Source organism: Inquilinus sp. CAU 1745 (assembly GCF_039839375.1).
Classification (GTDB): Bacteria; Pseudomonadota; Alphaproteobacteria; order DSM-16000; family Inquilinaceae; genus JBDOQU01.
Window position 1 is genome coordinate 266815 of record NZ_JBDOQU010000002.1, and the last position, 25036, is coordinate 291850.

Genomic DNA, 25036 nt, shown 5'->3' on the forward strand with positions numbered 1-25036 from the left:
GAATTGGTCTGGTAAAGGTCCAATATGAATCGAAACTCTCGAACCAATCCTGACTATCCCGACCTCGCCGGCCTGCGACTGCCGCCTGGACCGCACAGGCTGGCGGTCTATCGGGGTCTCAGGGGCGTGATCGAGAGCGGAGAGCTTCGTTCGGGGAGCCGTCTGCCGCCGACAAGGGAGCTTGCGCGCAGCCTCCATGTCGCCCGAGGAGCGGTCGTCGCCGGCTATGAGATGCTGGTTGCCGACGGCTTCGCCGAGGCGCGCGTCGGGGCGGGCACCTTCGTCGCCGAAGCGGTGCCGACCCTGCCCCGCCCGGCGGACGACGAGGCCGACGAAGCCGCGCCGCCCATCGCCCGGGCCGGCGCGCTCGGCGTCGCGACGCCGGATCGCCGCACCCACGATATCCTGCGCCGGCTGGTCAATCGCAGCATGAGCAGGGTCGAACCGCGCCTCTTCCAGTATGGCGACCCGCAGGGTGACAGGGGCCTGCGCGAGACGGTCGCCGACTATCTGCGCACGGCGCGGGGCGTCCGCTGCACGGCGCGCAACGTCATGATCACCTCCGGGACGCAGCAGGGGCTGGACCTGGCGATCCGGGCGGCGATCCCGCCCGGCAGCCCGGTCTGGATCGAAAATCCCTGCTATCCGATGGCGCGGCTGGCGATGGAGGGCGCCGGGCTGCGGCTGACGGGCGTACCGGTCGATTCAGAGGGGCTGGATGTCTCCGCCGGCATCCGCCTTCGCCCCGACGCGCGCGCCGCCTACGTCACGCCGTCCCACCAGTTCCCGCTGGGGGTGGCGATGACGATGCGGCGCAGGCTCGCCCTGGTCGACTGGGCCCGGCGGAGCGGAGCGTGGATCATCGAGGATGATTACGACAGCGAGTTCCGCTATGCCGGCCCGCCGCTGACGGCCCTGCAGGGCATGGACGATTCCGGACGGGTGATCTATCTCGGCACCTTCTCAAAGGTGCTTTTTCCCGGCCTGCGGCTCGGCTACGCGGTGGTTCCCGACGGGCTTCTGGAACCGATGCGCGATCTGCGCGCCCGGACCGACCGCTTCCCGGTTTCGGTCCTGGAGACGACGCTGGCGGAATTCCTGCGCGAGGGACATTTCTCCGCCCATATCCGCCGGGCCCGGCGGGCGGCACGCATCGCCCGGGACGTGCTGGCCGGCGCGCTCAGCCCGATCGATCCGGCGGTGCGCCCGCCCGACCAGGGACTGCATCTGATCTGCGGCCTGCCCGATGGCGTGCGGGATACCGACCTTGTCGCCCGCCTCGACAGGATGGGGCTTGGCCTGCGCGCGCTGTCGCCGCTCTATCTGGGCGAACCCGCGCGGCAGGGAGTCGTGATCGGCTTCAGCGGCTGGCCGCCTGAAACGCTGAAAGGGCTTGCGGCGACGCTGGGTGCGGCGTTGGCGGCAATCGCCGAAGAGACGTGAACTCCCCTGCCCTTTTGTCTATCCTGCGTGCGTCCATTGACCGTCCCCGCGCCGAATGAGCCGTTCATGACCGCCGTTCAACCCATACTCCGCGACGATCTGGAAAGCCGGATGCGCCAGTTGGGCGAGGCCGCGAAGGCCGCAGCTTTCGCGCTGGCGACCGCGCCGTCCGACGCCAAGGATGCTGCGCTGCGGGCAGCCGCGCAGGCGCTGAGAGCGAACCGTGACGGCTTGCTGGAGGCCAACGCTCACGACATGGAGGCGGCCTCCGCCAAAGGCCTTTCCGCCGCCATGCTGGACCGGCTGAAGCTGGACGAGGCGCGGGTCGAGACGATCGCGAAGGGGCTTGAGGACATAGCCGAACTGCCCGATCCGGTGGGCGCGATGCTGGCGGAATGGGACCGCCCGAACGGGCTGCGCATCGCGCGGGTCCGGGTGCCGCTGGGCGTCATCGGGATCATCTATGAAAGCCGGCCGAACGTCACCGCCGACGCCGGCGGCCTGTGCCTCAAGGCCGGCAACGCCGCCATCCTGCGCGGCGGATCGGAAAGCTTCCATTCCTCGACCGCCATCGCCCAGGCGATGGCCGAGGGGCTGCGCGCGGCGGGCCTGCCCGAAGCCGCAATCCAGCTCGTGCCGACCCGCAACCGGGCGGCGGTCGGGCTGATGCTGGGGATGACCGAGCATATCGACGTGATCGTGCCGCGCGGCGGCCGGTCGCTGATCGAACGGGTGGCGGCGGAAAGCCGAATTCCTGTCTTCAAGCATCTGGACGGAATCTGCCACGTCTATCTCCACGCCGCGGCGGACCCGGAGAAGGCCTGCGCGGTGACGCTGAATTCCAAGATGCGCCGCACCGGCGTCTGCGGCGCGGCGGAGACGCTGCTGGTCGACCGGGCGGCCGCCGCGCGGCTGCTGCCGCCGGTGCTGGACGATCTGATCGCGGCGGGGTGCGAGGTAAGGGGCGACGAGGCGACCCGCGCTCTCGATTCCCGCGTGCTGCCCGCCACCGAGGAGGATTGGCGGACGGAATATCTCGACGCCATCATCGCCGTCCGGCAGGTGGACGGGGTGGAGCAGGCGATCACGCACATCAACGCCTACGGTTCCCACCACACCGAAAGCATCGTGACGGAGGATGAGGGCGCGGCGGCCCGCTTCTTCGCCGCTGTCGACAGCGGCATCCTGCTGCACAACGCCTCCACCCAGTTCGCCGATGGGGGGGAGTTCGGCATGGGGGCGGAGATCGGCATCTCCACCGGCAAGCTCCATGCGCGCGGCCCGGTCGGGGCCGAGCAGCTCACCAGCTACAAATACCTGGTCCGCGGCGCCGGACAGGTTCGTCCGTAGCGGAACGGCGCGCCCGGATTGCCGCTTCCCCCGACCCTTTACGGCGGCGGCCTGTGGGCCGGCCTGCGCGTCGGCATCCTGGGCGGCTCGTTCAACCCCGCCCATGACGGCCACCGCCATATCAGCCTGGAGGCGCTGAAGCTGCTGCGGCTCGACGCCGTCTGGTGGCTGGTCAGCCCGCAGAACCCGCTCAAGCCAACCAACGGCATGGCCGGGCTGGCGGAGCGGGTGGAGGGCGCGCGCCGCATCGCCCGGCACCCCCGCATCGTGGTGACGGATATCGAGCGGCGGCTGGGCACCCGCTACACCGCCGATACGCTGACAGCCCTCTCCGGCCGGTTCCCGCAGACGCGCTTCGTCTGGCTGATGGGGGCGGACAATCTTCTCCAGCTTCCCGAATGGGACCGCTGGACCGTGATATTTCACACCGTACCCGTTGCGATCTTCGACCGCCCTTCCTATTCTTTGAGGGCGCTTGGCGGCAAAGCCTCCCAGCGGTTCGCGCGGCGCCGGGTGACGGCGGATCGGATCGGCCGGCTGGCCGACATGGCCCCTCCGGCATGGGCCTTCCTCCACACCCGGCTGCATCCGGCCTCTGCGACGGCCCTGCGCGGCCGCTCCGATGACGATGCCGACAAGGCGCATTCGTCAACCAATGCGAGGTCACGGCCATAACACCCAAACGTTCCCCGGTTCCCGAAAAGCGGGAATCGTCCGATCCGCACCCGGCCGACGATGCCGCCCGACGGATCGTGGACATCGTTCTGAAGTCCCTGGACGACGACAAGGCGGAAGACGCCGTCGTCATCGACCTTCTCGGCAAGACATCCATCGCGGATCGGATGGTCATCGCGACTGGCCGGTCGACACGGCAGGTTTCGGCCATGGCCGACCATCTGCTGGAGAAGCTGAAGGCCGACGGGGTGACCGACATCGCGATCGAGGGCCAGGCCAACGCCGACTGGGTGCTGGTCGACGCCGGCGACGTGATCGTTCACCTGTTCCGGCCGGAAGTCCGGGCCTTCTACGGTCTGGAGAAGATGTGGGACGCCGACGGCGCGGCGACCACCGCCATCGGCGCCTGACCAGGCCGCGGGGAACCCGCGCATGAGACTGTGGATCGCCGCCGTGGGGCGGTTGCGCGCGGGGCCGGTGAAGGATGTGGTGGAGGACTATGCTCGCCGGTCGCCGTGGCCGCTGACGATCCGCGAGGTCGAGGTCAGGAAGCGGCTGACGGGCGCTGAGTTGAAGCGCGCCGAGGCGGCGCTGCTTCTGGAGGCCGTGCCGCCGGGCGCGAGGCTGGTGGCGCTGGACGAGCGGGGACGCGACCTTTCCAGCGAGGCCTTCGCGGAGAAGATGGGCCGGTGGCGCGACGAGGGGGTGGGCGACCTGGCCTTCCTGATCGGCGGCGCGGACGGCCACGACGAGACGATCCGCGAACGCGCGGCCCTCACTGTCGCCTTCGGCCGGATGACTTGGCCTCACATGCTGGCCCGCGCGATGCTGGCCGAACAGATTTACCGCGCCCAGACCATCCTGGAAGGTCACCCTTACCACCGGTCCTGAACCTTTTCTCCCAAGGAACCGCCATGCCGACCGATACCCCCTCCGCCCCTCGCCCCGTCATGCTGTGCGTCCTGGATGGCTGGGGCTGGCGGGAAGACGATTCGGACAACGCCGTCCGTCAGGCGCGGACGCCCGTTTTCGACCGCCTCTGGGCATCCACCCCCCGCGCCTTCCTCAAGGCGTCGGAGGAGGATGTCGGCCTGCCCAGGGGGCAGATCGGCAATTCGGAGGTCGGCCACATGAATCTGGGCGCCGGCCGGGTGGTGCTCCAGGATTTGCTGAAGATCGACAAGGCGGTGGCGGACGGCGATCTGCCCCGCAGTCCGGCGCTGGCCGCCCATATCGCGAAGCTGAAGGAGACGGGCGGGACCTGCCATCTGATGGGCCTGCTGTCGCCGGGCGGCGTCCATGCCCATCAGGATCACATGGCGGCGCTCGCCAGGGCGGTGGCCGAAGCCGATGTTCCCGTCGCCGTCCACGCCTTCACCGACGGAAGGGATACCCCGCCCCGCAGCGGCCGGGAGAGCGTGGCCCGCTTCCTGGACGCCGTCGCGGGCGCGAAAGGCGTCGCCATCGCCACGGTCGACGGCCGTTATTACGCGATGGACCGCGACAAGAGGTGGGAACGGGTTGAGCTGGCCTATCGCGCGGTCGCCGAAGGCAGGGGAGAGAAGGCCGCCGACGCGCTGGCCGCGATCGACGCCGCCTATGGCAAGGACGTCACCGACGAATTCATCCTCCCCACAATCATCGGCGACTACAAGGGCATGGAGGATGGCGACGGCGTGCTGTTCGCCAATTTCCGCGCCGACCGCGCGCGGGAGATCCTGACCGCGCTGCTGGACGCCGATTTCAAGGGCTTCGACCGTCGGCGGATCGCCATCGCCGACGCCTGCGGCATGGTGGAATATTCCGACGCCCTCAACCCGCTGATGAGCGCGATCTTCCCGCCCAAATCCCTGACCCGCGTGCTGGGGGAGGTCATCTCCGCGCACGGCCGCAAGCAGCTTCGCGCGGCGGAGACGGAGAAATATCCCCACGTCACCTTCTTCTTCAACGGCGGCGAGGAACAGAAGTTTGAGGGCGAGGATCGCATCCTCGTGCCCAGCCCCAAGGTCGCGACCTACGACCTCCAGCCCGAAATGTCGGCGCCGGAGCTGACCGACAGGCTGGTCGAGGCGATCGACAGCGGGAAATACGATCTGATCATCCTCAACTACGCCAACCCGGACATGGTCGGCCATACCGGCAGCCTGCCCGCCGCGATCAAGGCGGTGGAGACGGTGGATTCCTGCCTGGGCCGCATCGAACAGGCGATCGTCGGCCAAGGCGGCGCGGCCTTCGTGACCGCCGACCACGGCAATTGCGAGACCATGCGCGATCCGGAGACGGGACAGCCGCACACCGCCCACACGCTTAACCTGGTGCCGGCGATGCTGATCGGCGGGCCGGAGGGGGCGAAGCTCCGTGACGGGCGGCTGGCGGATGTGGCGCCGACCCTGCTGGAACTGATGGGCCTGCCCCAGCCGGCGGAGATGACGGGCCAAAGCCTGATCGACCCTTCCCGCGCCCGGCGAGCCGCCGAATAATCTTGCGCCCAGCCCTCCTCCTCGCCCTGTCCCTTCTCCTTTGCGCCCCGTCCGCCGGAGCGCAGGACGCCGATGCCGACGCCGCGGCGGAAAGGCTGCGTGAGGTCGAGCAGGGGCTGGAGGCGGGCCGGGCGCGCGAGGCCGAGCTGGCGCGCGACAGCGCCGCGGCGGCCGAGGCCATCGCCGCCCTCAGGGCCGACAGCATCGAGGCCGCCCGGCGAGTGATGGCCCGACAGGGCGCACTGATGGAGATCGGCGAGGATCTGGCGACACTGGAGAGGCAGGAGGCCGATCTGAGGCTTCGGCTGTCCGCCGGGCGCGACCGGCTGGCCCGGCTGCTGTCGGGGCTGGCCCGGCTGGGTCGGACGCCGCCCGAAGCGCTGCTGGTGCGTCCCGGCGCGCCGCTGGATGTTGTGCGCGGCGCGACGGTCCTGTCGGCCGCCATCCCGGCGCTGGAGGCGGAGGCGGCGACGGTCCGCCGCACGCTGGCCGACCTTGAGGAAACGCGCATCCAACTGGACGAGCGGCGCCTGGCGGCGGATGAAGCCCGCAGGGCGTTGAATGGGGAGATCGCCCGGCTGAACGACGCCGTCGCCCAACGGACCGAAGCGCTGGCCCTGACGGAAGCCGAACGCGCCGAGGCCGCCGCGCAATCTGCCGCCCTGGCCGGTGAGGCGGCCGATATACGCGAGCTGATCGCCCGGCTGGAGGCCGAGGAAGCCCGCCGCCGCGCAGAGGCGGAAGCAGAGGCGGAGGCCGAGGAACGACGCCGCGCAGAGGCGGAGGCAGCGGCGGAAGCGGCCGAAGAGGCGCGGCGGTTGGCGGCGGAGGCGGCGCCCCCCGCCTCGGCAACCTTCGGCGGCATGCCTATGCCCGTCGCCGGCAGCGTCGTCCTCCGCTATGGCGAAGCCGACCGGTTCGGAGAGCCGGCGCGCGGCCTGCGGATCAGCACCGTCGCCGGCGCGCCGGTGGTGGCGCCGATCGGCGGAACCGTCCGCTTCGCTGGGCCGTTCCGGGGCTACGGGCGCATCTTGATCCTGCAACATCCCGGTGGATATCATTCGCTGATTGGCGGGTTGGACATCATCGACGCCGTCGTGGGACAACAGATCGCGGCCGGGGAACCGGTCGGAACCGCGGCGAAAGCCGCCGAAAGCCAGACTGCCGAGATTTATTTCGAGTTTCGCCGCGACGGACAGCCGGTCAATCCGGTAGAAGGGCTTAGCCAGGCCCAGGAAAGAGGTTGAGGATGAAGAAGCTTCAGGTCGCCGCCATCGCGCTCGCCGCCGCCCTGGCGGGCGTCCCGGCGCTGGTGATCGCGCAGTCGGAACCGTCGGAGAACCCGACCGACGACCGGCTGGACACCTATCGCCAGCTCGACCTCTTCGGCGAGGTCTTCGAGCGGGTCCGCGCCGACTATGTGGAGGAGGTGACCGACAAGCAGCTCATCGAAGCCGCGATCAACGGCATGCTGACCTCTCTCGATCCGCATTCCAGCTACCTCAACGAGGAGAGCTTCCAGGACATGCAGGTCCAGACCCGCGGCGCGTTCGGCGGGTTGGGCATCGAAGTCACGATGGAGAACGGGGTGGTCAAGGTGGTGTCGCCGATCGACGACACGCCGGCCTTCCGCGCCGGACTCCAAGCCGGCGACCTGATCACCCATCTGGACGGCGAGCCGGTGATGGGCCTGACGCTGAACGACGCGGTCGACAAGATGCGCGGCGCGGTCGGCAGCGACCTCACCGTCACCATCCAGCGCGGGGAGCAGGAGCCGTTCGACGTCACGCTGACCCGTGACGTCATCCGCGTGGAATCGATCCGGTCGGAAGTGATCGAGGATGTCGGCTATATCCGCATCACCAGCTTCACCGAACAGACGATGTCCGGACTGGAAGAGGCGATGGCGACGATCGATGAGGAGACCGGCGATGCCCTGCTGGGCTACGTCGTCGACCTGCGCAACAATCCGGGCGGGCTCTTGGACCAGGCGGTCGCGGTTTCCGACGCCTTCCTGGAGCAGGGGGAGATCGTCTCCACCCGCAGCGAACAGCATCCCGATCGGGGCCAGCGCTGGAACGCCACCGAGGGCGACCTGGCGGACGGGCTTCCCGTCATCGTGCTGATCAATGGCGGCTCCGCCTCCGCGTCGGAGATCGTCGCCGGCGCCCTGCAGGACCACCACCGGGCTGTCATCATGGGCACCCAGAGCTTCGGCAAGGGATCGGTCCAGACGATCATGCCGCTGCCCGGCAATGGCGCGATGCGGCTGACAACGGCGCGCTACTTCACCCCCAGCGGACGGTCGATCCAGGCCATGGGGATCGAGCCCGACATCATCGTCGAGCAGGCGCGCCTGGAGGAGATCCAGGCCGGCATCGCCCGGCGGGAGGCCGATCTGCGCGGCGCGCTGGACAACAACCAGGTGCCGCTGGAGGACGAGCCGGACGACAACGCAGTCGAGGAAGGCGACCCCGCCGCCAACGACAATGCGCCGGCCGAGGGCGAGGATGAGGCCCCCGCCGGCGAGGACGAGGCCGTGCCGGTCGGCGAGGACATGTCCGAGGTCCCGCCCGAGGGCGAGGAGGAGCCGTTCGACTACCAGCTCGACCGGGCGATCGACCTGCTGCGCGGCATCTCGCTGTTCAGCGAGCAGCGCGCGGCCAACTGAGCGCGCCCGGGGGAGGCAGATTTCGGAGAGGCTTGTTCTTAACCTTTCTCCGGCTAGGCTGAGGCGACGGCAGGGACCAGAACGGCGGAGAGAACGTGGTCGATATGGAGAAGGGTCGGAGGGGTCGGCCGACGACGAAGCAGGGCCGGAAGCTCGGAGGGTGGGGAGCCTTCGCGCTGGTCTCCCTGCTCATCGTGGTCGCGCTGGGCGGGCTGATCGGTTGGCTGGCCGGAGAGGCGGAGGACACGCTGGCGGCCGCGCGGTCGGAAGTAGACCGCGCCACGCTGGTCGCCTCGCTGGATCTGCCTCCGCCGCCGCCCACCACTGCGGCTGAGGAAACTCCCGAGGCGGCAACGCCCGAATCCGCCCCAGCGGAATCCGAACCTCTCCAGCCCGAACCGATTGCGCCCGAGCCGGCCCAGCCGGAGGAAGCGGCCGCGCCGCCTTCTCCGCCCGAACCTCCGGCGGTGGAGGAGCTTCCCACAGCGGAACCGTCGCCTCCCGAACCGCTGGCGGAGCCCGCCGCCGAAGCCACTGCCGCCGAACCTCCCGCCCCCGAAATCCCTGCCGCGCCTGAAGACGTCGCCACGCTTCAGCCGGCCGAGATCGTCCTGGCGGCAGTCGACCCGGCGCTTTCCGCGCCGGGGCCGAACGGCGGCACGCTGCCGGCCGTCGCGGAGGATGGCCGCGAACCCTGGCGCTACTACGCCCGCCCCTTCAACCGGGACGATCCGAGACCGAGCATCGCCATCGTCATGGCCGGGCTGGGACAGGCCGCCGCCGTGACCCGCGCGGCGATCGAGGAACTGCCCGGCGCGGTGACGCTCGCCTTCAGCCCCTACGGCCGCGATCTGGACCAGGCGGTGGCCGACGCCCGGCTGGCGGGGCATGAAGTGCTGATCGCCGTGCCGATGGAGCCCGCCTCCTACCCCACCGACGATCCGGGACCGCACACTTTGCTGATCGACAATGATCGGGAGCGGAACCGCGGCCGGCTGGAATGGGTGCTGGGTCAGGCCGACGGCTATGTCGGAATCCTCAACAGGACCGGGACGGCCTTCGTCGCGGAGGAAGAGGCGCTGGCTCCGGTCCTGGAGAATCTGGACGGGCGCGGGCTGCTGTTCCTGGACGCCACCGGAGCGGCCCCCGCCGGAACCTCCGCCCATCTTCCCTTCGCCTCCGTCGATCTCCGGCTTGACGAGGCAGTCGCGCCGGACGCGGTCGACGCGCTGCTGGCCGAGGCCGAGGCGCTGGCCCGCCGGGCCGGCAAGGCGGTCATCCTGCTGCCGCCCTACCCGGTGGTGGTCGAGCGGCTGTCCGTCTGGGCGGAAGGTCTGGACAGCGGGGTCGTCCTCGCCCCGGTCAGCGCCGTGGCCGAAGAGGAAACCGAAACCGCCGGGTGAACCCCTTGTCCCAGCCCCTGCCCTACCGTTCCTGCGTCGGCGTCGTCCTGGTCAATCGCGACGGCCGGATCTTCGTCGGCCGCCGCAAGGACACGCCCGACGCCTGGCAGATGCCGCAGGGCGGCATCGACAAGGGCGAGACGCCCCGTGAAGCCGCCTTGCGCGAACTGCTGGAGGAAACCGGCACCGACCGCGCGGAATTCCTGGCGGAAACCGAAGGCTGGCTGCGCTACGACCTGCCCGACGCCCTTGTCGGCAAACTCTGGCGCGGCCGCTATCGGGGGCAGGAGCAGAAATGGATCGCCTTCCGCTTCACCGGCGGCGATAGCGACATCGACCTGGACGCCGCCAAGGATGACGAGTTCGACGCCTGGCGATGGTCCGACCCCGACGAGGTGCTGGAAAGCATCGTCCCCTTCAAGCGGGAGGTCTACGCCGCCGTTCTGGAGGCCTTCGCCCCCCTTCTGGCGAAGATGAAAGGAGCTGCGGAATGACGGTCCTGGCGCTCGACCACGTCAACATCACCTGCACGCCCGACGAGGAAGCGGCGACCATCGCCTTCTATGAGACCGAGCTGGGCCTGGAACGCCTGCCCAAGCCGGAGAGCCAGCGTTCGTCCGGCGCATGGTTCCGGATCGGCGCCCAGCAGATCCACCTGTCGCTCGATGAGCCCGACCGGGGCGCGCAGATGGCGGCCTCCCGCCATGTCTGCTTCCGCGTCGCCGATCTTGACGCGATGGAGAAGGCCCTGCGGGAAGCCGGCGCGCCCATTGCCGCCGACCAGCGGCCGATCGCCGGCATAAGGCGGTTCTTCACCCGCGACCCCGCCGGCAACAATGTCGAGCTTGCCGAACATTCCGGCCGAACCGACTCATGAAGCGCCTTCCGGCGCTGGTCTTCCTGCTGATGCTGGGATCCTGCGCCGGCCCGTCCCCGCCTTCCCTGCCGCCGGGACCGCCGGACCCTTCCGTGCTGCTCTCCGGCGGAGCCTGCCTCGGCGCGCTGGCCGACCATGGCGTCGTCTTCGAGAAGGTGGAGGATTTCGGCACGCCCGGAAGCTGCGGCGTCCGCACCGCGATCTCCCTCCGCCAGTCAACCGCGACGATGAGCGCCCCCGTCACCGTCGGCTGCACCCTGGCCTTCGTCCTTAACAGCTATGAGCGCCGAATCGTCCAGCCGGCCGCCCAGAGGCATTTCGGCCAGCCGGTCGTGCGGCTGCGCCATATGGGCGGCTATGCCTGCCGCGAGAGGTCGAGCGGCGGCGGCAGGCTGTCGGAACATGCGCTGGGCAAGGCGATCGACATCGGCGGGTTCGAACTGGCCGACGGAACTGTCATCGACGTGGAGGACGATTGGTCGGTCGGCGGCCGGAAGGAAGCCTTCTTGCGCGAAGTCTCGGCCGGCGCCTGCCGCCTGTTCAGCGTCGTCCTGACCCCGAACCACGATCGCGACCACCACGACCACATCCATCTGGACATCGGCCCCTGGCGGCTCTGCGGGACGTAGGAACGGCGGCTTTCCATCATTGGAGGACGGCATCTGCTTCTTGACGGGCAGGTGCAGACATGACGAGATGTTCTAATCCTTTCGGATAGCGGTAGCGGCCAACCTACTCGTGGCTTGCGGAGATGCCTCCATGATCGAAGCGACCAGACTTGCCCCGCGATTCCGCGGGATCGTCGCCGCGTTGACCCTGTCGGGCCTCAGCTCGCCCGGACTCGCCCAGGCCCCCGGCGCCGGACAGGCCCCGCCGCCCGCAGTCGTCGTGGAGCGCATAGAAATCCAGGAGGTCAGCAACCCCGCCGAGTTCAACGCCCGCGTCGAGGCGATCGAGGCTGTCGATATTCGCGCCCGCGTGCAGGGTTTCCTGCGCACCGTGGATTTCGAGGCCGGATCGATGGTCGAAGAAGGCAACCTTCTCTTCGAGATCGAGCCCGATCAGTATCAGATCGACGTTGCTTCGGCCGAGGCGCAGCTCTCCAGGGCCGAGGCGGCGCGCCTGGCGGCGGAGCAAACCCTTGACCGCACGCGAGAGCTTGTCCAGCGTCAGACAGTGGCTCAGGCCACGCTCGACGACGCGCAGGCCGCGTTCGACATTGCGGGCGCCGATGTCGAGGTCGCGCAGGCGGCGTTGCGCGCAGCCGAACTCAACCTGTCCTATACGCGGATCACGACGCCGATCACCGGGCGGATAGGCCGCGCCACATACACCCAGGGCAATCTGGTCGGACCAGAATCGGGTGCTCTGGCACGGGTCGTTCAACTCGATCCGATACGGGTGGTGTTCTCGGTCACGGAGGGTCTGGTGACGACCTTGCGCCAACAGGAGGTCGAAGGACCAGGCGCAATCGATCCGAATGCGCTGAACCTCACGCTGCGGCTGCCCAACGGCACGGATTACGAGCAGAGCGGGCAGATCGAATATATCGAGACCGAGGTGAACCCGCGAACCGGCACGGTCGCGGTGCGCATAACCTTCCCCAATCCCGACCATCTCCTCATCCCCAATCAGTACGTCACGCTGACCGTGCGCGAGTCGGACGTTCCGGCCCTGCCGGTCGTGCCGCAGACCGCGGTGCTGCAGGATCGGGATGGCCGCTTCGTCTACGTGCTGGGCGAGGACAACACCGTCTCCCAGCATCGCATTACAACGGGCGCGCGGGTTGAGAACGGCTGGGCGGTCACCGAGGGGCTGAGCGGCGGCGAACCCGTCATCGTTCAAGGCATCCAGCGCCTCAGCGAGGGGATGGCAGTCCAGCCGAGCGAGGGCCAGCCCAGCCAGGGCCAGCCGGTGAATGGCGACTCATGATATCCGGGCTGTTCATCACCCGAACACGGATGGCGATGGTTGTTTCCATCGTCATCTCGATCGCGGGCGCTCTGGCGCTTTTCGCGCTGCCGGTGCAGCAATACCCTGAGATCACGCCCCCCACGGTCAACGTTTCCGCGACCTATCCGGGGGCCAGCGCCGAAGTGATCGCGGACGTGGTCGGCGGACCGCTGGAGACGGCGATCAACGGCGTCGACGACATGATGTACATGTCGTCGACAAGCTCCAACGCCGGACAATACTCGCTTTCGGTCACGTTCGAGGTCGGCACCGACCCCGACATCGCCCAGGTGAACGTGCAGAATCGCGCGCAACTGGCGATCTCCCAGTTGCCGGCGGAGGTGGCCGAGCAAGGCGTGTCCGTCCAGGCCAGTTCCCCTGACTTCGTCCTGGCGCTCGGCTTCTATTCGCCCGACGGCAGCCTCAGCGCGCTGGAGGTCACCAACTTCACTTCCACCACCATCGTCGATGCGATTTCACGCGTGGAGGGCGTCGGCGAGGCCGTGGTCATCGGCGCGTCGGAATATTCGATGCGCGTCTGGATGAATTCGACGCGCATGAATGCGCTCGGCATCACCGCGGACGAGGTGGCGGCTGCTATACGGTCGCAGAACATCCAGGCATCTCTTGGCCAGGTCGGCGCGCCGCCGGCCCCGGAAGGCACGGAGGTGCAGTACACGCTGGTGGCGGAGGGCCGGCTGATCTCTCCGGAACAGTTCGCCGACATTATCGTACGCACGGACGAGGAAGGGGCGATCGTTCGCCTGCGCGATATCGCGCGTCTCGAACTCGGCGCCCAGAGCTACGCCTCCAGCGCTATGCTCAACGGGCAGGAAACGGCGATGATGCAGATCGCCCAGTCGCCCGGGGCGAACGCCCTCGCCACCGCCGACGGGGTGATGGCCGAACTGGAACGGCTCTCAGCTACTTTTCCGCCGGGGCTGGAATACAAGGTCGTCTACGACGCGACGGATTTCGTGCGCGCGAGCGTCGAACAGATCGTGCACGTGCTGTTCGAAGCCTTCATCATCGTTCTTATCATCACGTTCCTCTTCCTGCAGGACTGGCGCGCCACCCTGATCGCCGCACTCGCCATTCCCGTTTCATTGCTGGGCGCCATGGCCGTTCTCCTGGTGATGGGTTATTCGGCGAACACGATCACGCTGCTGGCGCTGGTCCTGGCGATCGGGCTGGTGGTGGATGATGCGATCCTGGTGGTCGAGAACGTCCAGCATGTCATGGAGGGCGATCCCGACATCGACACGGCCGCCGCAACGCGCAAGGCGATGGGGCAGATCTCCGGCCCGATCATCGCCACCACCTTCGTTCTGCTGGCCGTGGTCGTCCCGACCGCCTTCCTGCCCGGCATCAACGGTCAGCTCTACAGGCAGTTCGCGGTGACGTTGTCGGCCGGGCTCGTGGTTTCGGCGATCGTGGCGCTGACGCTCAGCCCCGCCCTCTGCGCCGTCCTGCTCAAGCGGGTGAAGCCGGGCTATCGGCGCGGGCCGCTCGGCTGGTTTTCGCGGCTTCTCGACGCGATCCGCAACGGCTACGGCCGGATTGTCGGTTTCTTCGTGCGTTTTTCGGTTCTCGGGCTCGGCCTCCTCATCGCGTGCTTCGCCGGCGCTGTTCTGCTTTTCACGAACTTGCCCTCGACCTTCCTCCCCGATGAGGATCAGGGCGCGTTGTTCATGGACATCCAGCTGCCGGCCGCCGCCTCCCTCGACCGTACGCAGGAGATCATTGGCGAGATCGAGGATATGCTGGCGGAGACGGAAGGCGTCCAGGACGTCATTTCAGTCTCCGGCTACAGCATCCTGCAAGGCACCATGACGCCCAACGGCGGATTCGCCCTGGCGGCACTGGCTCCCTGGGAGGAGCGTACGGAGCCGGACCTCCAGCTCGACGCCATAATCGGCAAGCTGCGGGCGCAATTCGCGACGATCCCGGGCGCCACCGTCGCCGTGTTCGCCCCCCCGGCCATTCCGGGCATCGGCGCCGTCGGCGGCCTCGATCTGCGATTGAAGGCGCTCCAGGGGCAGCCGCCGGCGGAGATCGCGCAAGTCGCGCGCTCCTTCGTCAGCGCGATCAACCAGGCGCCGGAGATCGGCGGCGTCTCGACGACCTTCGATGCCGACGTGCCGCAGATCTTCGTCGATGTCGATCGCACTCGCGCCGCGACGCTGGGCCTGAGCGTCAACGACATCTATTCGGCGCTGGGCGCTCATTTCGGTTCGCGCTATGTCAACGACTTCACGCTGGAGGGCCGGACCTTCCAGGTGAACCTTCAGGCCGACGCCGACTTCAGGGACGAGGCTTCGGATATTCTGAATCTCTACGTACGAAGCGATACGGGCGAGATGGTGCAGCTCCGCACCGTCGTCTCGACGACGACCGTCCTCGCCCCCTATGTCATCGCCCGGTACAATCTCTCCGTCGCCGCGCCGATCAACGGGGTGGCGGCGCCCGGCGGAAGTTCCGGGGCCGCGATGGACGCGGTGGAGCGGGTCGCGGCGGAGGTCCTGCCGGAAGGTTACGGCTTCGAATGGTCGGGCCTCTCCTTCCAGGAGCAACAAAGCAGCGGGCAGGAGTCCATGGTTTTCGGGCTGGCCCTTCTCTTCGCCTTCCTGTTCCTGGTCGCGCAGTATGAAAGCTGGACGCTGCCTCTTGCGATCGTCTTCTCGCTCGGGGTGGCGTTGTTCGGCGCGACCGCCGCGCTGACGCTGCTCGGGCTCCAGAACAGCGTTTATGCCCAGATCGCGATCGTGCTCCTGATCGGCCTCGCTTCGAAGAACGCCATTCTGATCGTCGAATTCGCCAAGGAACGGCGGGACGAAGGGCACTCTATCCAGAAAGCCGCGCGGATGGGCGCCGAACAGCGCTTCCGCGCGGTCCTGATGACCGCGCTCGCCTTCATCTTCGGGGTCCTGCCGCTGGCGCACTCGACCGGCGCGGGCGCGGGCGCACGGCAGGCGGTCGGCGTCGCCATCGTCGGCGGCATGCTGGCCGCCACGACAATCGGCCTCGTGGTCATCCCGACCCTGTTCGCGGTCGTACAGCGCGCCACGGAATGGGTGTCTCGAAAGCCAGACGCGGCGAGGGAGAAGCCGGTCGAGTAGGTCGGCTTTTACTTCGGCCCCTTCCGCAGCACCTGGTCCCTGACCTTCCGCGCGAAGCCGCCCGGATCGTTGACCGGGCTGGTTTCGCCGGCGATGCGGCGGACGTCGCGGGCCGCCTGCTCCACACGGGGACGGGCCTGTTCGGCCATCTCCAGCGCCTTCTTCTGGACGCGCGGATCGGCGGCCAGCCTGCGGGCCGCGCTCCAGATCAGGGTGCGGAATACCGGCATAACTCGAGTCAGGCCGCCTGCCGCGCCAGCTTGCGCTGTTGCCGGCCCTTCAGCCATTTCGCGCCGAAGGAGGTGGTGCGATAGAGCGGTGTATGCGGCTTCAGCCCAACGGCCTTGAAGACCATCGCCAGCGCCCGGTCGATATGGAGATCCTTATAGTAGGGCAGCGCCCGGCGCATATATTCGCGGTTGGCGGTCTCACGATCGTAGGGTTCGCCTTCATTGTTGGCCGCGTAATAGGCGTAGGACAGCTCGTCATCCTCCGTTTCCGTGATCCGGCCCAGCGCGACCTTGAGCCGCTGGAAGCGGTTCAGCCCCTCGCTGTTCAGATAGCGTTTCAGATGGTCGTAGAAGAGCTTGTAGTGCCGAAGCTCATCGGCCGCGATCTTCCGGCAGATGAACTCAAGCGCCGGCTCGTCCGTCGCGTCGCCCAGCGCCGAATAGTAGGAGGAGGTGCCGACCTCCACCATGCAGCGGGCGACCATCTCCCCCGCCCGCGATCCGCGCACCGAATGGTCAGCGTCGATATCGGGGCGGAAGCCGGCGCGGAAATCGGCGAACCGCTTGGGAAAGTCGAAATCCGGATCGACCCTTGAAGCCCACTGTCCCAGCGCCTCGCCATGCTGGGTTTCTTCCACGCCCCAGGCGCGCGCCGCTTCGAGGAAAACCTCGTCGCCGGCGAAGACATTCTCCAGATAGGCGACATAGTCGGTGGCGTTGAACTCCACCATCGCAGCCGCCTTGATGATCTTGAGCTGGTCAGGGTCGACCTTCGACCGGTCCAGCCGGTCCCAGGGGATGTCGTCGAGCGTCCAGTGCTTGTACGCCATGTTTCGTCGCTCTCCGTCCTGTTGATGGTCGCAAACGCAAGCGAAGCCGCCCAACTGTGAGCGGCTTCGCAAGTGTTTTCAACCGTCTGTAACGAAGGGACGTTCAGGCGGCCCTGAGCGCTTCCTGCTTGGCCCGCGCCACCTCTAAGGCGTGCTGGGCGGCCGTCCGGTCATGGTCGGACTTGGCGTCCGACACGTCCTCCGCCAGGTCCCGGATTTCCTGCTCCACCGTTCCCGCGTCAAGCTCCGCCAGGTCCACCGCGTCCTGCGCCAGGATGGTGCAGCGTTCCGGCGTCACTTCGGCGAAACCGCCGGCGACGAAGATGCGGCGTGAGATCGTGGGCCGCGTCTCATAGACGTCGATGACGCCCGGCCGCAGGGTGGAGATCAGGGGCGCATGGCCCTTCAGCGCGCCGAAATTGCCCTCGGCTCCCGGAACCACGACCATCTCGACCTCCAGCGAGGCGAGAAGCCGTTCCGGCGAGACGAGTTCGAAGGCTGTCTTCTCTGCCATCGCTTAAGATGTCTCCCTTCGGCCGCGCGGCCTTTCCTCAGGCCGCCTCGGCGGCGAGCTTGCGGGCCTTCTCGACGGCGTCGTCGATGGTGCCGACCATATAGAACGCCATCTCCGGCAGATGGTCGTATTCGCCGGCCACGATGCCCTTGAAGCCGCGCACCGTCTCCTCGACCGGGACGAAGACACCCGGCGAGCCGGTGAACACTTCGGCCACGTGGAAGGGCTGGCTGAAGAAGCGCTGGATCTTCCGCGCCCGGGCGACGGTCAGCTTGTCGTCTTCCGACAGCTCGTCCATGCCCAGGATGGCGATGATGTCCTGGAGCGCCTTGTAGGTCTGCAGGATGCGCTGCACGTCGCGCGCGACCTGGTAGTGCTCGTCGCCGACGACGCGCGGCTCCAGGATGCGGCTGGTGCTGTCCAGCGGATCGACCGCCGGGTAGATGCCCAGCTCAGCGATCGAGCGGCTGAGCACCGTGGTCGCGTCAAGGTGGGCGAAGGAGGTCGCCGGCGCGGGGTCGGTCAGATCGTCGGCCGGCACGTAGATGGCCTGGACCGAGGTGATCGAGCCCTTCTTGGTGGAGGTGATGCGCTCCTGCAGCGCGCCCATGTCGGTCGCCAGCGTCGGCTGGTAGCCCACGGCCGACGGGATGCGGCCCAGGAGCGCCGACACTTCCGAACCCGCCTGGGTGAAGCGGAAGATGTTGTCGACGAAGAACAGCACGTCCTGGCCTTCCTCGTCGCGGAAATATTCCGCGAGCGTCAGGCCGGTCAGGCCGACGCGGGCGCGGGCGCCCGGCGGCTCGTTCATCTGGCCATAGACCAGCGCGACCTTGGATTCGCCCTCGAAGTTGATGACGCCGGCCTCGATCATCTCATGATAGAGGTCGTTGCCCTCGCGGGTCCGCTCGCCGACGCCGGCGAAGACCGACACGCCACCATGGGCCTTGGCGATGTTGTTGATCAGCTCCTGGATGGTCACGGTCTTGCCGACGCCCGCGCCGCCGAACAGGCCGATCTTGCCGCCCTTGGCGTAGGGGGCGATCAGGTCGACGACCTTGATGCCCGTGACCAGCATCTCCTGCTCGGTCGCCTGGTCGATGAATTCCGGGGCCGACCGGTGGATCGGCGCGCTGCCCTTGGCCTTGACGTCGCCCCGTTCGTCGATCGGGTCGCCGATGACGTTGATGATGCGCCCCAGCGTCTCGGGGCCGACCGGCACGGTGATCGGGGCGCCGGTGTCCGCCACCTCCTGGCCACGCACCAGACCGTCGGTGGAGTCCATGGCGATGGCGCGCACGGTGTTCTCGCCCAGATGCTGGGCGACTTCCAGCACCAACCTCTTGCCGTCGAGATCGGTATCGATCGCGTTCAGGATCGCCGGCAGTTCGCCGTCGAACTGGACATCGACGACGGCGCCCAGAACCTGGGTGATCCTGCCGACGGAATTGCTGTCGGCCTTGGGCTTGGTCGCGGTCTTGGTGGCCATGGGGTGAATCCTCGCAAAGATGTACGGGGTCTGCCGTAAAAGTTCGTCGTCGGAACCGATCGTTCCGGCGGCCTCTGGCTAGATGGCCTCGGCGCCGGAGATGATCTCGATCAGTTCCTTGGTGATGGTCGCCTGACGCGTCCGGTTGTAGGTCAGCGTCAGCTTGTTGATCATGTCGCCGGCGTTGCGCGTGGCGTTGTCCATCGCGGTCATCCGCGCGGCCTGCTCGCCCGCCGCGCTTTCCAGCAGCGTCTTGTAGATCTGGATCGCCAGGTTCCGCGGCAGGAGCTCCCGCAGGATCGTCTCCTCGTCCGGCTCGAACTCGTAGATCGCGTTGCCGGTCGTCTCCGGCGCTTCTTCCGCCTCCGGCAGGGCCACCGGGATGACCTGCTGGACCGTCGGCACCTGCGCGATGGTCGACTGGAAGCGGTTGTAGACGACGGTGCAAACGTCGAACTCGCCCGCGTCGAACAGTTCCAGCACCTTGTCCGCGACCGCGTCGGCGGCGGAGAAGCTCAGCTTCGGCTTGTCGGCCTCGATCACGCTGTGGACGATGTCCCGGCTGAAATCGCGGCGGAGATTGTCCCGCCCCTTACGGCCGATCGTCAGCAGCTTGACCGTCTTGCCCTCGTTCTTCAGCGCGCGGATGGTCTTGCGCGCCTCACGGGTGATCTGGCTGTTGAAGCCGCCGGCCAGGCCGCGGTCGGAGGTGACCACGACCAGCAGGTGGATGTCATCCTTGCCCGTGCCGGTCATCAGACGCGGCCCCTGCCCGGCCACCGTGATCCGGGTGGCGAGGCTGGCCAGCATCCGCTCCATCCGTTCGGAGAACGGACGCCCCGCCTCGGCCTGCTCCTGGGCGCGGCGCAGCTTCGACGCCGCGACCATCTTCATGGCCGAGGTGATCTTCTGCGTCGACTTGACGCTGGAGATCCGGTTTCTGAGTTCCTTGAGACTTGCCATGCCCGCCTTCGATCACTCCGGGGCTTCGGTAAGGGTTCGTGTCAGAGCCTCGCGGCCCCTCAGACGAAGACCTTCACGAAGTTCTGGATGAGGGCAGCCAGTTTCTCTTCCGTCTCCGAGGAAAGCTGCTTCTCCTCCCGGATGGTCTTGAGGATGTCGCCGCCCTTCGAGCGCGCCTCGTCCAGGAGCGCCTTCTCGAACCGGTTGACCTCGTTGACCTCGACAGTGTCGAGATAGCCGCGGACGCCGGCGAAGATCGACACCACCTGCTCTTCGACCGGCATCGGCGAGAACTGGCCCTGCTTGAGAAGCTGGGTCAGGCGCGCGCCGCGGGCCAGCAGCTTCTGCGTCGCCGCGTCCAGATCGGACGCGAACTGCGCGAAGCTCTCCATCTCGCGGTACTGCGCCAGTTCGCCCTTGATCTTGCCGGCGACCTGCTTCATCGCCTTGATCTGGGCGGCGGAGCCGACGCGGCTGACCGACAGGCCGACATTGATGGCCGGGCGGATGCCCTTGTAGAACAGCCCCGTCTCCAGGAAGATCTGGCCGTCGGTGATCGAGATGACGTTGGTCGGGATGTAGGCCGACACGTCGCCCGCCTGCGTCTCGATGATCGGCAGCGCGGTCAGCGACCCGGCGCCGTGCTCGTCATTCATCTTCGCCGCGCGTTCCAGCAGGCGGGAGTGCAGGTAGAACACGTCGCCCGGATAGGCCTCGCGCCCCGGCGGGCGGCGCAGCAGCAGCGACATCTGGCGATAGGCGACGGCCTGCTTGGACAGATCGTCATAGACCATCAGCCCGTGCATGCCGTTGTCGCGGAAGAACTCGCCCATCGTGCAGCCGGTGTAGGGCGCCAGGAACTGCAGCGGAGCCGGCTCCGACGCCGTGGCGGCGACAACGATCGAGTAGTCGAGCGCGCCATTCTCCTCCAGCGTCTTCACGATCTGCGCCACCGTCGACCGCTTCTGGCCGACCGCGACATAGACGCAGTAGAGCTTCTTGGATTCGTCGTCGCCCTCGTTGACCGTCTTCTGGTTGAGGATCGTGTCGATCGCGACGGCCGTCTTGCCGGTCTGGCGATCGCCGATGATCAGCTCACGCTGGCCGCGGCCGACCGGCACCAGCGCGTCGATCGCCTTCAGGCCCGACTGCATCGGCTCATGCACCGACTTGCGCGGGATGATGCCCGGCGCCTTGACCTCGACGCGCTTGTATTCGACGTCCTTCAGCGGACCCTTGCCGTCGATCGGGTTGCCCAGCCCGTCGACCACGCGACCCAGCAGGCCTCGACCGACCGGAACCTCGACGATCGCGCCGGTCCGCTTGACGGTGTCGCCTTCCTTGATGCCGCGATCCTCGCCGAAGATCACGACGCCGACATTGTCGGTCTCAAGGTTCAGCGCCATCCCCTTAATGCCGCCGGGGAACTCCACCATCTCGCCGGCCCGGACATTGTCCAGACCATAGACGCGCGCGACGCCGTCGCCGATCGACAGCACCTGGCCGACTTCGGCCACATCGGCCTCGGTCCCGAAATTGGCGATCTGGTCCTTGATGATCGCGGAAATTTCGGCTGCGCGGATTTCCATCAGCCAATCCCTTTCATGGCGAGTTGCAGCTTGTTCAGCTTGGTGCGCAGGGAACTGTCGACCATGCGCGATCCGACTTTGACGATCATGCCGCCCAGAAGCGACGGGTCGACGGCGACATTCACCGAGACCTTCTGGCCGACGACCTTGCGAAGCTGGTCGGTCAGCGCCTTCGTCTGGGGGGCGGTAAGCTTGGTGGCGGCGACCACGTCGGCGGTCACTTCGCCGCGCCTGCGGGCCAGTTCGGCCAGATAGGCGTCGATCATGTCCGGCAGGGCGAACAGCCGCCGGTTGGCGGCGACCAGCCCGACGAACTTGCGCGTCAGCTCCGAAACGCCGGCCTTCTCCAGCACCTCGGCCATCGCGCGGCCCTGCTCGTCCCGGCTCAGCACCGGGCTGCGCACCACGCGGCGAAGGTCCTCGCTGCCCGCCAGCATCTCCTTGATGCCGCCGAGATCGCCGGCGACCTCGTCGAGCGCCTTCTTCTCATCGGCGAGATCGAAGAGAGCGGTCGCGTAGCGTGCTGCGATCCCGGACGGGCCTATGCTCGTGGATGCCACAGATTGCCTCGACTGATCCGACTTGGCCCCGCCTTCCGGAGACCCCCTCGGGAGCGCCGTCGAACGGGGCCAAAACAACGAAAATCCGGGCCGAGGCGTGCCCCCGACCCTGAAAGCCGGGCGTCATCTAACACACCCCCGCAGGTGGCGCAACCGACTAGGGGCGGCTCACGGTTCAGGCCGTTTGGGGCCACCGCGAAACCACGTCGGACAGTTCCGGACGCGGGCGCTCGTCGGGCGCTTCTGCCGCCGTGCCCAGATAGAGGAATCCGAGGATGCGGTCGGTTTCGGGGTCGTGGCCCAGCAGCCGCACCACCTCATCGTCATAGGCCGGCCATTCCGTGATCCAGTTGGCGGCCCACCCTTCCGCCAGGGCGGCGAGAAGGATGTTGTGGCAGACAGCGCCACCGGACAGGATTTGCTCCAGTTCCGGGATTTTGTGCTGCTTGCGCACCTTCGCCGTGACGACCAGCAGCAGGGGCGCGCGCTGGGGGCGGTCCCTCTCGAAAGCCACCTGCTTCTCGTTGGCGTCGGGATGGCGCGCGGTGAAGCGCCCCGCCAGGAAGTCACCCAGCCGCGCCTGCCCGTCCTTGCGCAGCACCTGGATGCGCCAGGGCGTGAGCTTGCCATGGTCCGGCACCCGCGTCGCGATGCGGAGGATGCGGTCCAGCGCCTCGTCGTCCGGCCCCGGCTCCGTGATCAGCTTCACCGAAACCGAGCGGCGGGAGAGCAGAAATTCGATCGTGTTCATGGAAGTCCTGAATGAGAATCGGTCGCAATTAAGCTGGGGACGAACCGTCCTCCTGTCCAGCGGACATTTGCGCGCTCAGCCCGTCGCGATAGCCGGGATAGAGCAGCCGGACGCCTAGCTCCCGTTTGATCCGGCCGTTGGAGACCAGCTTGTCGTCGGCATAGAAGCTGCGCGCCATGGCCGACAGCCCCGCCTCCTCGAACGGCACGAGCAGCGGCAGCGGCGCGCCCAGCAGCGCGCACGCATATTGCGTCACCTCACGGGAGGGCGCAGGATCGTCGTCCGCCAGATTATAGGCCGCCCCGGGGTTCGGCCGGGCGATGGAGGCGCGCAGCGTCCGGGCGATGTCGGCGACATGGATGCGGTTGAAGACCTGCCCCGGCTTGTCGATCCGCTTCGCCCTGCCGGCCCTGACCGCGTCGATCGCGCTGCGCCCGGGCCCGTAGATTCCCGACAGGCGGAAAAGATGGACCGGCACGCCATGGTCGCGCCACAGGATCAGCCAGCCTTCCTCCGCCGCCAGCCGCCGCCGGCCGCGATCGGTGGCGGGGGTGAGCGCAGATTCCTCCGTCACCCAGGCACCGCCATGGTCGCCATAGACGCTCGTGGTCGACAGATAGCCTAGCCATTCCAACCCATGCAGCCCGGCGATGGCGTCCCGGCAAGCGGCCAGGACCGGGTCGCCATCCTCTCCCGGCGGCGCGGAGACGAGGATATGGGTCGCGCCTTCCAGCGCCGTGGCGGCGGTCTCGAAAAGGACCGCCTCGATCCCCTCGGCTGCCAACGCCGCGCGTTTCTCCTCGCTCCGGCACGTGCCGGCGACCGACCACCCTTCCTCCCGGACGATGTCAACCAGCCACCGCGCGCTGTAGCCGAGGCCGAAGCAGAAGAGGCGGGGCGTCACGCCGCCACCGTCTTGCCCTTGAAGGCGCAGAGATCGCAGACGATGCAGGCCGGGCAGTCGGGCTTGCGCGCCTTGCAGACATAGCGGCCGTGCAGGATCAGCCAGTGATGGGCGTGCAGCCGCCAGCGGGCGGGGACGTAGCGCATCAGCTTCCGCTCCACCTCCTCCGGAGTCTTGCCGCGCGCCAGACCCGTTCGGTTGCCGACGCGGAAGATGTGGGTGTCGACCGCGATGGTCGGCTGGCCGAAGGCGACGTTCAGCACCACGTTGGCCGTCTTCCGCCCGACGCCCGGCAGCGCCTCCAGCGCCGCCCGGTCGGCCGGGACCTCGCCGTCATGGTCGCGGACCAGCAGCTCCGACAGGGCGATGACGTTCCTGGCCTTGGCGTTGAACAGGCCGATGGTGCGGATATGCGCCTTCAGCCCTTCCTCCCCCAGCGCCAGCATCGCCTGGGGCGTTCGCACCGTCTCGAACAGGCGCTTCGTCGCCTTGTTCACCCCCACATCCGTCGCCTGGGCCGACAGCACCACCGCGACCAGCAGCGTGTAGGGGTTCACGTAATTCAGCTCCGTCCGCGGCTCCGGATCGGCGGCGGACAGGCGGCTGAAGAATTCGTCGATGTCGGCGGCTTTCATGGGCCGGCACTTTAGCGCCGGCCGCCGCCGTGACAAGCGAAGGCTTCTCCGCCGAAACCCCTTTACCGTCGCCGGGGGCGCGCTAGACTTGGCCCCATGACGGCGGACGCCAACCCCCAGCCGCGGGTGCTGTTCGATGCCATACTGCACCCGCACAGAAGCCTGAGCCGGCAGGGATTCATCCTGCTGATGGCCGTCGTCACCGGCGTCAGCCTGACCATTGGCGGCTTCTTCTACTTCCACGGCGCCTGGCCGATCTTCGGATTCTACGGGCTGGACGTGGCGCTGATCTATTTCGCGATGCGCGCCAACTATCGCAGCGGGCGGATCTACGAGAAGGTGCGCCTGACCGACGGCGAACTGATCGTAGAGAAGGGCAACCATCTGGGGCCGCTCCAATCCTGGAGCTTCCAGCCCTACTGGCTGCGCGTGTCGATGGACGACCCGCCGCAGCATGAGAGCCAGGTGCGCCTGTCCAGCCACGGCCAGTCGCTGATCGTCGGGGCGTTCCTGACGCCGGAAGAGAGGCTGGATTTCGCCCGCGCCCTCCGCGCCGCGCTGGAGAGCCTGAGGATGCCGGCGATGGCGCGGGCATGAGAT

General features: G+C 67.9%; 25 protein-coding genes. 15 read left to right on the forward strand and 10 right to left on the reverse strand.

Translation table 11 applies throughout. From position 1 onward, the window contains the following. Window positions 1-24 precede the first annotated feature (24 nt). The 14 genes from AAFN89_RS03690 to AAFN89_RS03755 all read left to right on the forward strand — a co-directional run bounded on the left by AAFN89_RS03690 (window position 25) and on the right by AAFN89_RS03755 (window position 15971). Window positions 25-1443 carry a PLP-dependent aminotransferase family protein gene (locus tag AAFN89_RS03690; protein WP_347536024.1) on the forward strand — a complete coding sequence of 473 codons (1419 nt, stop codon included), beginning with the start codon at window positions 25-27 and terminating at the stop codon, window positions 1441-1443. A gap of 66 nt (window positions 1444-1509) precedes the next feature. Next, window positions 1510-2793 (forward strand): glutamate-5-semialdehyde dehydrogenase, encoded by a 1284-nt coding sequence (locus AAFN89_RS03695; RefSeq protein WP_347536026.1) that lies wholly within the window; start codon window positions 1510-1512, stop codon window positions 2791-2793. Between the two features lie 18 nt (window positions 2794-2811). Next, on the forward strand, window positions 2812-3468 hold the full coding sequence (locus tag AAFN89_RS03700; protein WP_347536028.1) for a nicotinate-nucleotide adenylyltransferase: 657 nt from the start codon (window positions 2812-2814) through the stop codon (window positions 3466-3468). Window positions 3469-3545: 77 nt separating this feature from the next. After that, the gene (gene rsfS, locus AAFN89_RS03705; protein WP_347536030.1) at window positions 3546-3878 is read left to right on the forward strand and encodes a ribosome silencing factor; all 333 of its coding nucleotides are present in this window, start codon (window positions 3546-3548) and stop codon (window positions 3876-3878) included. Between the two features lie 22 nt (window positions 3879-3900). Beyond that, a complete protein-coding gene (gene rlmH / locus AAFN89_RS03710; RefSeq protein ID WP_347536032.1) occupies window positions 3901-4359 on the forward strand; it encodes a 23S rRNA (pseudouridine(1915)-N(3))-methyltransferase RlmH in 459 nt (152 codons plus the stop codon). Between the two features lie 23 nt (window positions 4360-4382). Beyond that, window positions 4383-5948, forward strand: a complete 1566-nt coding sequence (gpmI, locus tag AAFN89_RS03715; protein ID WP_347536034.1) for a 2,3-bisphosphoglycerate-independent phosphoglycerate mutase — start codon at window positions 4383-4385, stop codon at window positions 5946-5948. A gap of 2 nt (window positions 5949-5950) precedes the next feature. Then, on the forward strand, window positions 5951-7195 hold the full coding sequence (locus AAFN89_RS03720; RefSeq protein WP_347536036.1) for a peptidoglycan DD-metalloendopeptidase family protein: 1245 nt from the start codon (window positions 5951-5953) through the stop codon (window positions 7193-7195). A 2-nt stretch (window positions 7196-7197) separates the two neighbouring features. Then, window positions 7198-8619, forward strand: coding sequence for a S41 family peptidase (locus AAFN89_RS03725; RefSeq protein ID WP_347536038.1), 1422 nt, complete (start codon window positions 7198-7200; stop codon window positions 8617-8619). Between the two features lie 104 nt (window positions 8620-8723). Next, window positions 8724-10022: a divergent polysaccharide deacetylase family protein gene (locus AAFN89_RS03730; protein WP_347536352.1), complete on the forward strand. Its 1299-nt coding sequence runs from the start codon at window positions 8724-8726 to the stop codon at window positions 10020-10022. Next, window positions 10019-10516, forward strand: coding sequence for an RNA pyrophosphohydrolase (locus AAFN89_RS03735; protein ID WP_347536040.1), 498 nt, complete (start codon window positions 10019-10021; stop codon window positions 10514-10516). Before AAFN89_RS03730 ends, AAFN89_RS03735 begins: the two co-directional genes overlap by 4 nt. Next, window positions 10513-10899 (forward strand): VOC family protein, encoded by a 387-nt coding sequence (locus tag AAFN89_RS03740; RefSeq protein WP_347536042.1) that lies wholly within the window; start codon window positions 10513-10515, stop codon window positions 10897-10899. The genes AAFN89_RS03735 and AAFN89_RS03740 overlap by 4 nt, the downstream gene beginning before the upstream one ends. Next, window positions 10896-11528 carry an extensin family protein gene (locus AAFN89_RS03745; RefSeq protein WP_347536044.1) on the forward strand — a complete coding sequence of 211 codons (633 nt, stop codon included), beginning with the start codon at window positions 10896-10898 and terminating at the stop codon, window positions 11526-11528. The genes AAFN89_RS03740 and AAFN89_RS03745 overlap by 4 nt, the downstream gene beginning before the upstream one ends. A gap of 130 nt (window positions 11529-11658) precedes the next feature. Next, window positions 11659-12831 carry an efflux RND transporter periplasmic adaptor subunit gene (locus tag AAFN89_RS03750; protein ID WP_347536046.1) on the forward strand — a complete coding sequence of 391 codons (1173 nt, stop codon included), beginning with the start codon at window positions 11659-11661 and terminating at the stop codon, window positions 12829-12831. Further along, entirely contained in the window at window positions 12828-15971 is a 3144-nt protein-coding gene (locus AAFN89_RS03755; RefSeq protein WP_347536048.1) for a multidrug efflux RND transporter permease subunit, read from the forward strand. The genes AAFN89_RS03750 and AAFN89_RS03755 overlap by 4 nt, the downstream gene beginning before the upstream one ends. An 8-nt stretch (window positions 15972-15979) precedes the next feature. On the opposite strand, the gene AAFN89_RS03760 is transcribed toward AAFN89_RS03755, so the two are convergent. The 10 genes from AAFN89_RS03760 to nth all read right to left on the reverse strand — a co-directional run bounded on the left by AAFN89_RS03760 (window position 15980) and on the right by nth (window position 24436). After that, window positions 15980-16201 carry a hypothetical protein gene (locus AAFN89_RS03760; protein ID WP_347536050.1) on the reverse strand — a complete coding sequence of 74 codons (222 nt, stop codon included), beginning with the start codon at window positions 16199-16201 and terminating at the stop codon, window positions 15980-15982. A gap of 8 nt (window positions 16202-16209) precedes the next feature. Continuing rightward, window positions 16210-17031 carry a ferritin-like domain-containing protein gene (locus AAFN89_RS03765; protein ID WP_347536053.1) on the reverse strand — a complete coding sequence of 274 codons (822 nt, stop codon included), beginning with the start codon at window positions 17029-17031 and terminating at the stop codon, window positions 16210-16212. Window positions 17032-17134: 103 nt separating this feature from the next. After that, window positions 17135-17545 carry a F0F1 ATP synthase subunit epsilon gene (locus AAFN89_RS03770; RefSeq protein WP_347536055.1) on the reverse strand — a complete coding sequence of 137 codons (411 nt, stop codon included), beginning with the start codon at window positions 17543-17545 and terminating at the stop codon, window positions 17135-17137. Between the two features lie 37 nt (window positions 17546-17582). Then, the gene (gene atpD / locus AAFN89_RS03775; RefSeq protein WP_347536057.1) at window positions 17583-19034 is read right to left on the reverse strand and encodes a F0F1 ATP synthase subunit beta; all 1452 of its coding nucleotides are present in this window, start codon (window positions 19032-19034) and stop codon (window positions 17583-17585) included. Window positions 19035-19112: 78 nt separating this feature from the next. Further along, window positions 19113-19997: a F0F1 ATP synthase subunit gamma gene (locus tag AAFN89_RS03780; RefSeq protein ID WP_347536059.1), complete on the reverse strand. Its 885-nt coding sequence runs from the start codon at window positions 19995-19997 to the stop codon at window positions 19113-19115. Window positions 19998-20056: 59 nt separating this feature from the next. Next, complete coding sequence (gene atpA, locus AAFN89_RS03785) at window positions 20057-21586, reverse strand: F0F1 ATP synthase subunit alpha (RefSeq protein WP_347536061.1); 1530 nt, start codon at window positions 21584-21586, stop codon at window positions 20057-20059. After that, window positions 21586-22146, reverse strand: coding sequence for a F0F1 ATP synthase subunit delta (locus AAFN89_RS03790; protein ID WP_347536063.1), 561 nt, complete (start codon window positions 22144-22146; stop codon window positions 21586-21588). The genes atpA and AAFN89_RS03790 overlap by 1 nt, the downstream gene beginning before the upstream one ends. A gap of 175 nt (window positions 22147-22321) precedes the next feature. After that, window positions 22322-22897 carry a nitroreductase gene (locus AAFN89_RS03795; protein WP_347536065.1) on the reverse strand — a complete coding sequence of 192 codons (576 nt, stop codon included), beginning with the start codon at window positions 22895-22897 and terminating at the stop codon, window positions 22322-22324. A 28-nt stretch (window positions 22898-22925) separates the two neighbouring features. Further along, entirely contained in the window at window positions 22926-23801 is an 876-nt protein-coding gene (locus AAFN89_RS03800; protein ID WP_347536067.1) for an SDR family oxidoreductase, read from the reverse strand. Next, the gene (gene nth, locus AAFN89_RS03805) at window positions 23798-24436 is read right to left on the reverse strand and encodes an endonuclease III (protein WP_347536069.1); all 639 of its coding nucleotides are present in this window, start codon (window positions 24434-24436) and stop codon (window positions 23798-23800) included. The genes AAFN89_RS03800 and nth overlap by 4 nt, the downstream gene beginning before the upstream one ends. Window positions 24437-24532: 96 nt before the next feature. On the opposite strand from nth, the gene AAFN89_RS03810 reads away from it, so the two are divergent. Further along, window positions 24533-25033, forward strand: coding sequence for a DUF2244 domain-containing protein (locus AAFN89_RS03810; RefSeq protein WP_347536071.1), 501 nt, complete (start codon window positions 24533-24535; stop codon window positions 25031-25033). Window positions 25034-25036 lie beyond the last annotated feature (3 nt).

Coding starts and splice junctions, on each gene's coding strand:
- AAFN89_RS03810 (WP_347536071.1), top strand. CDS start 24,533: ATGACGGCGGACGCCAACCCCCAGCCGCGGGTGCTGTTCGATGCCATA.
- AAFN89_RS03750 (WP_347536046.1), top strand. CDS start 11,659: ATGATCGAAGCGACCAGACTTGCCCCGCGATTCCGCGGGATCGTCGCC.
- AAFN89_RS03690 (WP_347536024.1), top strand. CDS start 25: ATGAATCGAAACTCTCGAACCAATCCTGACTATCCCGACCTCGCCGGC.
- AAFN89_RS03780 (WP_347536059.1), bottom strand. CDS start 19,997: ATGGCAAGTCTCAAGGAACTCAGAAACCGGATCTCCAGCGTCAAGTCG.
- atpD (WP_347536057.1), bottom strand. CDS start 19,034: ATGGCCACCAAGACCGCGACCAAGCCCAAGGCCGACAGCAATTCCGTC.
- rlmH (WP_347536032.1), top strand. CDS start 3,901: ATGAGACTGTGGATCGCCGCCGTGGGGCGGTTGCGCGCGGGGCCGGTG.
- AAFN89_RS03695 (WP_347536026.1), top strand. CDS start 1,510: ATGACCGCCGTTCAACCCATACTCCGCGACGATCTGGAAAGCCGGATG.
- AAFN89_RS03795 (WP_347536065.1), bottom strand. CDS start 22,897: ATGAACACGATCGAATTTCTGCTCTCCCGCCGCTCGGTTTCGGTGAAG.
- nth (WP_347536069.1), bottom strand. CDS start 24,436: ATGAAAGCCGCCGACATCGACGAATTCTTCAGCCGCCTGTCCGCCGCC.
- AAFN89_RS03755 (WP_347536048.1), top strand. CDS start 12,828: ATGATATCCGGGCTGTTCATCACCCGAACACGGATGGCGATGGTTGTT.
- AAFN89_RS03770 (WP_347536055.1), bottom strand. CDS start 17,545: ATGGCAGAGAAGACAGCCTTCGAACTCGTCTCGCCGGAACGGCTTCTC.
- AAFN89_RS03765 (WP_347536053.1), bottom strand. CDS start 17,031: ATGGCGTACAAGCACTGGACGCTCGACGACATCCCCTGGGACCGGCTG.
- AAFN89_RS03760 (WP_347536050.1), bottom strand. CDS start 16,201: ATGCCGGTATTCCGCACCCTGATCTGGAGCGCGGCCCGCAGGCTGGCC.
- atpA (WP_347536061.1), bottom strand. CDS start 21,586: ATGGAAATCCGCGCAGCCGAAATTTCCGCGATCATCAAGGACCAGATC.
- AAFN89_RS03725 (WP_347536038.1), top strand. CDS start 7,198: ATGAAGAAGCTTCAGGTCGCCGCCATCGCGCTCGCCGCCGCCCTGGCG.
- AAFN89_RS03730 (WP_347536352.1), top strand. CDS start 8,724: ATGGAGAAGGGTCGGAGGGGTCGGCCGACGACGAAGCAGGGCCGGAAG.
- gpmI (WP_347536034.1), top strand. CDS start 4,383: ATGCCGACCGATACCCCCTCCGCCCCTCGCCCCGTCATGCTGTGCGTC.
- AAFN89_RS03745 (WP_347536044.1), top strand. CDS start 10,896: ATGAAGCGCCTTCCGGCGCTGGTCTTCCTGCTGATGCTGGGATCCTGC.
- AAFN89_RS03740 (WP_347536042.1), top strand. CDS start 10,513: ATGACGGTCCTGGCGCTCGACCACGTCAACATCACCTGCACGCCCGAC.